Raw genomic sequence first — 7,222 nt, 5'->3', positions numbered from 1 at the left:
GGCTTCGGGGCAGTCAGAGAACCTGACTGCCCCGGTAGCCAAGCTAAAGAATAGAGGGGGCGAAGATCGCGGCAGTTAATAGATATCCTTGGAAAACAGCGTGAAGGGAGTCTTGATCAGTATCTTGATATCAAGCCACAACGACCAGTTGTTGATGTAGTTAAGGTCGATCTCCACACGCTTTTGCATCTTGTCGAGGGTCTCGGTCTCGCCACGGCAGCCGCTGATCTGGGCCAGCCCGGTGATGCCAGGTTTGATTCGATGGCGGGCCATGTAAGCCTGGATCTTTCCGGTGTAGTAGTCGTTATGGGCGATCGCATGTGGCCGCGGTCCGACCAGCGCCATATGGCCTTGCAGCACGTTGAAGAACTGCGGCAGTTCATCGATGGATGTGCGTCGTATGAAACGGCCGATCGGGGTGATGCGCGGGTCTTCGCGGCCGGCCTGGCGGACCTGGTGGTCGTCGTGCAGGCGCATGGAACGGAACTTCCATACCTTGATGATCTTGCCGTTCCAGCCGTGCCGCTCCTGTTTGAAGATAATCGGACCTGGGGAGGAAATCTTCACCGCGACGGCGATTAGCAACAGCAGCGGACTGAAGCCGATCAACGCCACAGCGGCGAGGCAGCGGTCGAGTAGGGTCTTGCTTAGCGCCGCTGTCGGGTAACTGGTCAGGGGGCTTTCATTGAGATGGATGGCTGGCAGGCCATCCAGTTCGCTGACAGAGTGATTGAGCAACGTCATGCTGCCCAGATCGGGAACCCAGACCACATCGACATTCGAGTCGAGCAGGTCGATGTACAGCGCTTCGACCTGTTTGGCATCGCTCAAGGGCAGCGCGATGTACAGCCGCCGTACATCATGCACCCGGATCAGCTCGCGCAGTTCCTGCAACTGACCCACGATTTTGTGAGCATTGACGTTGGTAGACAGCTCGTTGGGCTTTGAACTGATCAGGCCTACCAGCGGCGGATACTCGGTTTTGGCCAATTTGTCCGCCAGATTCACCGCCAATTGGTCTGTGCCGATAATCAGGGTGTTGTTTTGGCTGTGCAATTGCCGATGGTAATGCCTGGAAAAACTGTGCAAAGGCAGATACAGCAGGGCTTGGACGCAATAACCGGCCACGGCCCAGACCAGGATGATTTCCCGGGAGAACAATTCGCTGGTCTTGCTGATAAAGCCGATGCTGGTCAACCCGGCAAGCGTCAGCAGCCACCCCAGCAGCAGCCGACCCAGACCGGTGAGGTAACCCTGCTGTTTGTGATAAACCAGCAGCAGGGAGTAGGAGGGGACCGAACCCAGGAAAGTAAGCACCGCCAACACACGATAATGGGCTTCTATTTCTCCTGTTTGATACAGAGCCAGAGCAAATAACAATGCATTGACCGAAGTGATGGCAATTACCCATTGCCCCCAGAAGGTCAGTCCTTTGGTTATGCTGTTTCGATTAATACGATTATGTACCATCGCGGTGTCCCTCGGGCGTGCGCCACGTTGTGTATCAGTCGACGGTTAATAAATGGCAGCCACGCACAAAGGCTGAGCGAACGCGGTTCAGTCAGAAGTTATTTTTATTATTGGAAAGGAATAACGCGGGCTTATGGCTGGCCATCGGGGTCTTGTTTTCAAGTCAACTGATACGGTTGTCTCAGTGTCCGGGTTTTATACTAGTACCTTAATCTTGGTGGGTGTCTGACGAATTATAACGGTGCTCCTCTCAGAGCCCTTGTTATAAAAGGTCGTGCTCTTTTGTTAGGAGAACATCGCTAGGTTGTCTATATAATTGCAGTAATCCGATAAGTGCTTGCCGGGTATACGTACGGGGAGGGCACGGAGCCGTAACGACGAGAGGGATCTATGGCGCCATTCAGGTCGTGCAAGGAGGCAGGCTATTAAGTGATGTGGATGTATGGGGTGGGACGGGAAATCGCATTTATTGTTATTGTTGTTTGCGATTTCGCTCAGTACGCGACTCTTATCCTTTGTGCCAGGCAATAGCCGCGGTTTCTAACCGAGCGGACAAGTCGTTCTCCCTTGGCGGCGGTCTTGAACTTTTTCTGCAACCGGCTCAGGCACATCTCAAGGCCGCTATATTGTTCCGGGTCTTTATCGATGCGCAGAATAAGATCGTTTTTGCTAAGTACCCGTCGATCGCTGAGTATCAGTTGGGTGAGCATTAATGATTCGGTGCCGGTCAACGGGATGGTGATGTCTTCCTTGACCAATGTTCGTTCGTCAGCATTAAACCACCAGATGTCAGGGTTACTTTGCGATTCTTTAACCCGACTGACTGCCGAGATGAATTCTTCGTCGGCCACCGGCTTCTTGAGAAAACCATCAACACCGAAGTGCGAAAAGTGATGGAGTTCCGAAGGCTCCGAGTTGGGCGTTATGAGGATGATTTCCGCATCTTTTTGATTTTTGCGGATGAAACTGACGTCGCTCAGCGATATATCGGCCTGGTCGAGCAGGATGTGTGTGAAGCGGCTCTTTCTGATGCGTTCGCTGCTGAGCTTACCCGACTCGATTTCAAAAGATAAACACAGGCGTTGTGCAAGAAGCGATTCGATTGCTTGTCGTGCCAGTTGGTCTCGGGTGAAAATCAGAAAGCTGTTATTTGGCGTATTCACAATAAGGTTCCTTCCTAGTTGGGTGAAATTTTCAAAGCTTAGATGAGCTCGGTGGGCGAGTAGTATCTCCCCTGGAAAAAATCGAAAGGCATGCTGCGAGCCAGTGTGTGTAGCGCTTTGTGCTCTACCCGGTCCGCCACGAACTTGATCTTGCTGGTATGGATCATGCTGCTCAGGCAGTCATAAGACCGGTTGAAAAAGTCCTGGCTGTTTTCGACCATGATGTCGAAATTGGATTTGGTCAGGTCCACTTTTATGTAGTCGAACAGCATCGGGCTGATCAGTTTTTCGGCGCTGTCGTCGCTTAAATCATAGCCATCAAAAGCGATTTCGATCCCGTTATCTTTTAATAGATGGATGTGATTGATAATGGTTCTTTTTTCTTTCAGGTTGAACGACAGGAACGAACTGCTGTTAATGCTGGGGATCAGCTGTTGGTCATACTTTTTGAGTACCACTTGAGCATCGTTCATTTCCTTGATGAACGCTTTATCCAATAAAGCTGATTGATTCATGGTTACGAACAGCTTGTTGGAGGGTACGGACGGAGAAGGTATGGCCTCAATCTGTGAGAGCGCATTCAACTGGATCCGTGTCAGAACTTCGCGATAAGTCACCAATGGATGATCGGGATTCAGTTGTTGATACCCCTTGTTCAGAGGTGTCTCCTGTTTGGTCGCCTTGGCGTATATTTCACTGCCGAACAGTTCATCGTTTCGTTTGAGAATCGATTGCCTGAAGAAGACCAGTGCGAAGTTTTCTTGCTCCATAAGTTGCCTGCCGGGCTCCATCATTTAGTCCCTTTAAGAGTGAAAGTTTGCTTGGTTGACTGAGACGACTCCTCGAAGCAGTCGATAACCATAGCCGCGAACACTGTGGATGATATTAATGCCAAAGTGTTTTTTGATCTTGTTGCGAAGTCGGCTTATGGATTTCTCGAGAACGCGTGAGTCGTAAAGTTTTATGTTCAAGCCCATGGATTCAGCCATGCAATCATGATGCAGAATATGGCCTTCCGCATTAATAAGCGCATCCAGGGCTTTCATTTCCTGATAGGCCAGATCCAGTTTATATTCGTCGCTGTATAGGTGCAGGCAAGTTTGGTCCAGGGTTAACTTGACGCGGGGTTGCCATTCAGGCGTTTCAAACAGCTCTGATAGTAGCCTGGTTTTTTCATCGTCATCATTAGGTACATTGATGCAATGATCGGCTCCAGCCAGATAGCATTCAACTTTAGTGTGCGGAGAGCGATAGTTGATTGCTACGATAATGGCCAGTTCTGTCGGGGTGGTGCGTAACTGTTTAATGAGCGCCAGGCAGTAATTAAGAGTGGCAGGGGTTTCAATATCGATCAATACGGTGTTGAGCGTTTGAGTCTCGATATCAAGGCTTAGTGGATTTGGATAGTCTAATGTATAAATATGCGTGAGATTAGATACAAATAGCTGTCGGAGTTTTTCTGCGGAGCGCCAAGTGCGCCCAACAGCAAGAATACCCCCCGGGCTATTTTCGATTTTTCTCTCGGTACTCATCATGCAAATTACTCTTATGTGCTGGCGTTGCAATCTTAATACACAAAATACTGAAGTTATCTGACTTTTTATAACATTTCTCGTCGTGGACACGCCTCATTCCATCGTCAGTAGTTCCAGTTGATTCAATGACATAGCCAACGGCGGAAGGCTTTGGCCAATTTGTTTTGTGATGTCCGACTTAGTTGGTATGCGCCTTTCAGGGACTACGCTTTCTAGGTTGACTTTTCTATGAACAATACAGATGCGTGGCTGATCCCCTGATCAGGCTACAGAACGAGGCATAACTCAGAAGTCTGCATATAAATTGTGCGAAGGTCCGCATTTTTGAAAGCCGAAATTGATTTATAAGGATATTCCTTGGTGTTCTATGGCAGTTTAGGTACGTACTCGAAAGGCAGCCAGTTCAAATGTCGCCTCTTTTTAGGGCAAACGAGGCGGGGAACCATGTTGATTCACTCCTTTTTCATTGTATCTGTAATATTTTATGTCAAAAGCTGAATTTTTGGATGGCGAGTTATTCCGCCAGGTTATTGAATAAAAAAGCTAAAGTTGATATTAAAGCGCCAGTAAATTTTGTACTAACCGGAGGGCCGACCTGTTTACTGATCCTTTTCGCAATTCACCATCCAGGCCACGCCAAACCGATCGACCAGCATCCCGAAGCGTGCCGCCCAGAACGTCGCCTCCAATGGCATCTGAATACTGCCGCCCTCCGCTAAAGCAGCAAACACCCGCTCTGCCTCAGCCACATTGTCGACATTCAATGAAATCGAACAGCCGCTCATGCCTGCTGTGGGGCGATCAGGTGTGGTATCCGACCCCATGATTGCCTGATCCGCCACCAGCAGACGCGTGTGAATGATCAGGTTGTGGCATTTCACCGGAACATGATCGCGAGCCGGGGATTCGCCGAAGGTCATCATGACTTCGATCTTGCCTGGCAGGCTATTGGCGTAGAAGGTGAAAGCGGCTTGGCAGTCACCATTGAAGATCAGGTAGGGATTGATTTTCATGTTCTGCTCCTGCTTATGGAGAGCGCCCTCGAATCCCGATGGGCATTGACTCTTCATAGCAAAGCGCTAAAACGGGGCGAGCGGTGCTGTTTTTTTAGATGTTTTTTCTATGGGCGAACCGAGGTTTATCGCCTCGTGTGGCTCATTCCACGTACCGTAGAACCTGCCGTGCTTCTCTGACATCCGCCACCGAGTCCATCGTCCTATGCCCGTCCTGACCCGTTTTGCCTCTTTGCTCGACCAGGCCAGACGTGCCTTGTTGCTGGTCTGGGGAACGTCCCGTGGGCTGTTTTTGGGGTTGGTGCTGGCGACGCTGATCGCCGGTGTGCTGCCGGCGCTGGCGGCCTGGTTGGGGCAGCGGATTGTCGATGCGGTAGTGACCGCCATGCAGTTGCACGCCCGGCAGGGTAGTGCGCCGTTATGGCCAGTTCTGCGCTATGTGCTGTTTGAAGCCGGTGTGCTTGCATTGTTGTCCGGGACACAGCGCGCACTGTCGGTTCAGCAATCACTGTTGCGGGTGCAGCTGGGGCAGAAGGTTAACACGATGATTCTGGAGAAGGCCCAGACGTTGTCGCTGGTACAGTTCGAGAATTCCGAGTTCTACGACAAGCTGGTTCGGGTGCGGCGTGAAGCGTCGACCCGGCCGTTGGCGCTGGTGATGAAGTCGCTGGGGCTGATCCAGAACCTGATCGTATTGATCAGCTTCGGCGTGCTACTGGTGCATTTCTCGCCGTGGGCGCTGGTGCTGCTGGTGGTCGGGGCGTTGCCGGTGTTCTTTGCCGAAGCGCATTTTTCCGGGGATGCCTTTCGGCTCTTCACTCGTCGGGCACCGGAGAGTCGGCAGCAGAATTACATCGAGACGCTGCTCTCCCATGAGGGCTACATCAAAGAGGTGAAACTGTTCGGCTTCGCGCCGCTGCTGTTGCAGCGTTATCGGGACACGTTTGCTCGTCTTTACGCTGAAGACCGGCGCCTGACACTGCGTCGCGATGGCTGGGGTTTTGTGCTGGGGTTGCTGGGCACCACTGCGTTTTATCTGGCCTATGCCTGGGTCGTGGTCGATACCGTTCACGGCAGCATCAGCCTTGGGCAAATGACCATGTACCTGGTGCTATTCAAGCAGGGGCAGGCCGCCGTGAGCAGCAGCTTGAGCGCGATCAGCGGTCTCTACGAGGATGGCCTTTACCTGTCGAGCCTCTATGAGTATTTGGCCGAGCCGGTTATTGCCGATAGCGGCAGCCTGACCGTGGGCGCCGTGCCCGGCGATGGCTTGCGTTTCGAGAACGTCGGTTTCCGTTATCCGGAGGCGAGCCGCGCCGCTTTGCAGGGCATTGACCTGCACCTGCTCCCCGGACACAGCGTCGCGCTGGTAGGAGAAAACGGTTCAGGCAAAACCACGCTGATCAAGTTGCTGACTCGGCTGTATCGCCCCGATCAGGGTCGTATTTTGCTGGATGGCAGCGATTTGCAGTCCTGGGACGAAGAAGCGCTGAGACGGCGCATCGGCGTGATCTTTCAGGATTACATTCGCTACCAGTTCTCCGTGGGCGAGAACATTGGCGTGGGCGATACCCTGGCGTTCAACGATGAAACGCGTTGGCAGCAAGCGGCCGCCGACGGCATGGCCGCGCCTTTCATCGAGCGTCTGGATCGCGGCTACGCCACGCAATTAGGGCGATGGTTCGCCGGCGGGCAGGAGTTGTCTGGTGGACAATGGCAAAAAATCGCCTTGTCCCGCGCTTACATGCGCCGCGACGCCGATATCCTGATTCTGGATGAGCCGACCTCGGCCCTGGACCCGGCGGCGGAAGCGGCGGTGTTTGAGCACTTCAGTCAACACACCGAAGGCCGCATGACGTTGCTGATTTCTCACCGGTTCTCCAGCGTGCGCAATGCCGACCACATCATCGTGCTCGACCAGGGTTCGATCCTTGAGCGAGGCGATCACGACAGCCTGGTGGCGGCGGGCGGGCGCTATGCGCAGTTGTTCAATGTGCAGGCTCGTGGTTATCGGTAGCTCTGGTCTGTGTCCTGGCATCAA

General features: G+C 52.5%; 6 protein-coding genes. 1 reads left to right on the top strand and 5 read right to left on the bottom strand.

The features are described 5' to 3' along the window. Positions 1-75 precede the first annotated feature (75 nt). The 5 genes from KGB14_RS18610 to KGB14_RS18590 all read right to left on the bottom strand — a co-directional run bounded on the left by KGB14_RS18610 (position 76) and on the right by KGB14_RS18590 (position 5,181). On the bottom strand, positions 76-1,470 hold the full coding sequence (locus tag KGB14_RS18610; RefSeq protein ID WP_223488200.1) for an undecaprenyl-phosphate glucose phosphotransferase: 1,395 nt from the start codon (positions 1,468-1,470) through the stop codon (positions 76-78). Positions 1,471-1,964: 494 nt separating this feature from the next. Further along, complete coding sequence (locus tag KGB14_RS28565) at positions 1,965-2,633, bottom strand: winged helix-turn-helix domain-containing protein (RefSeq protein WP_223488199.1); 669 nt, start codon at positions 2,631-2,633, stop codon at positions 1,965-1,967. 38 nt (positions 2,634-2,671) lie between these two features. Further along, positions 2,672-3,424 (bottom strand): EAL domain-containing protein, encoded by a 753-nt coding sequence (locus KGB14_RS18600; RefSeq protein ID WP_317851033.1) that lies wholly within the window; start codon positions 3,422-3,424, stop codon positions 2,672-2,674. 12 nt (positions 3,425-3,436) lie between these two features. After that, positions 3,437-4,168 (bottom strand): winged helix-turn-helix domain-containing protein, encoded by a 732-nt coding sequence (locus KGB14_RS18595; RefSeq protein WP_223488197.1) that lies wholly within the window; start codon positions 4,166-4,168, stop codon positions 3,437-3,439. Between the two features lie 599 nt (positions 4,169-4,767). Further along, a complete protein-coding gene (locus KGB14_RS18590; protein WP_223488196.1) occupies positions 4,768-5,181 on the bottom strand; it encodes a VOC family protein in 414 nt (137 codons plus the stop codon). A 205-nt stretch (positions 5,182-5,386) separates the two neighbouring features. On the opposite strand from KGB14_RS18590, the gene KGB14_RS18585 reads away from it, so the two are divergent. After that, positions 5,387-7,198, top strand: coding sequence for an ABC transporter ATP-binding protein (locus KGB14_RS18585; RefSeq protein WP_223488195.1), 1,812 nt, complete (start codon positions 5,387-5,389; stop codon positions 7,196-7,198). The last annotated feature ends 24 nt before the right edge of the window (positions 7,199-7,222 follow it).

This window comes from Pseudomonas sp. A-RE-19, from assembly GCF_019956555.1.
Classification (GTDB): domain Bacteria; phylum Pseudomonadota; class Gammaproteobacteria; order Pseudomonadales; family Pseudomonadaceae; genus Aquipseudomonas.
Note: the sequence above shows the minus strand (reverse complement) of the source record. Positions and strands in the feature narration are given on the sequence as shown.

Bases quoted from the DNA above. Each gene is read 5' to 3' on its own strand.
- KGB14_RS18610 (WP_223488200.1), bottom strand. From the start codon at position 1,470: ATGGTACATAATCGTATTAATCGAAACAGCATAACCAAAGGACTGACC.
- KGB14_RS18600 (WP_317851033.1), bottom strand. From the start codon at position 3,424: ATGGAGCCCGGCAGGCAACTTATGGAGCAAGAAAACTTCGCACTGGTC.
- KGB14_RS18595 (WP_223488197.1), bottom strand. From the start codon at position 4,168: ATGATGAGTACCGAGAGAAAAATCGAAAATAGCCCGGGGGGTATTCTT.
- KGB14_RS18590 (WP_223488196.1), bottom strand. From the start codon at position 5,181: ATGAAAATCAATCCCTACCTGATCTTCAATGGTGACTGCCAAGCCGCT.
- KGB14_RS18585 (WP_223488195.1), top strand. From the start codon at position 5,387: ATGCCCGTCCTGACCCGTTTTGCCTCTTTGCTCGACCAGGCCAGACGT.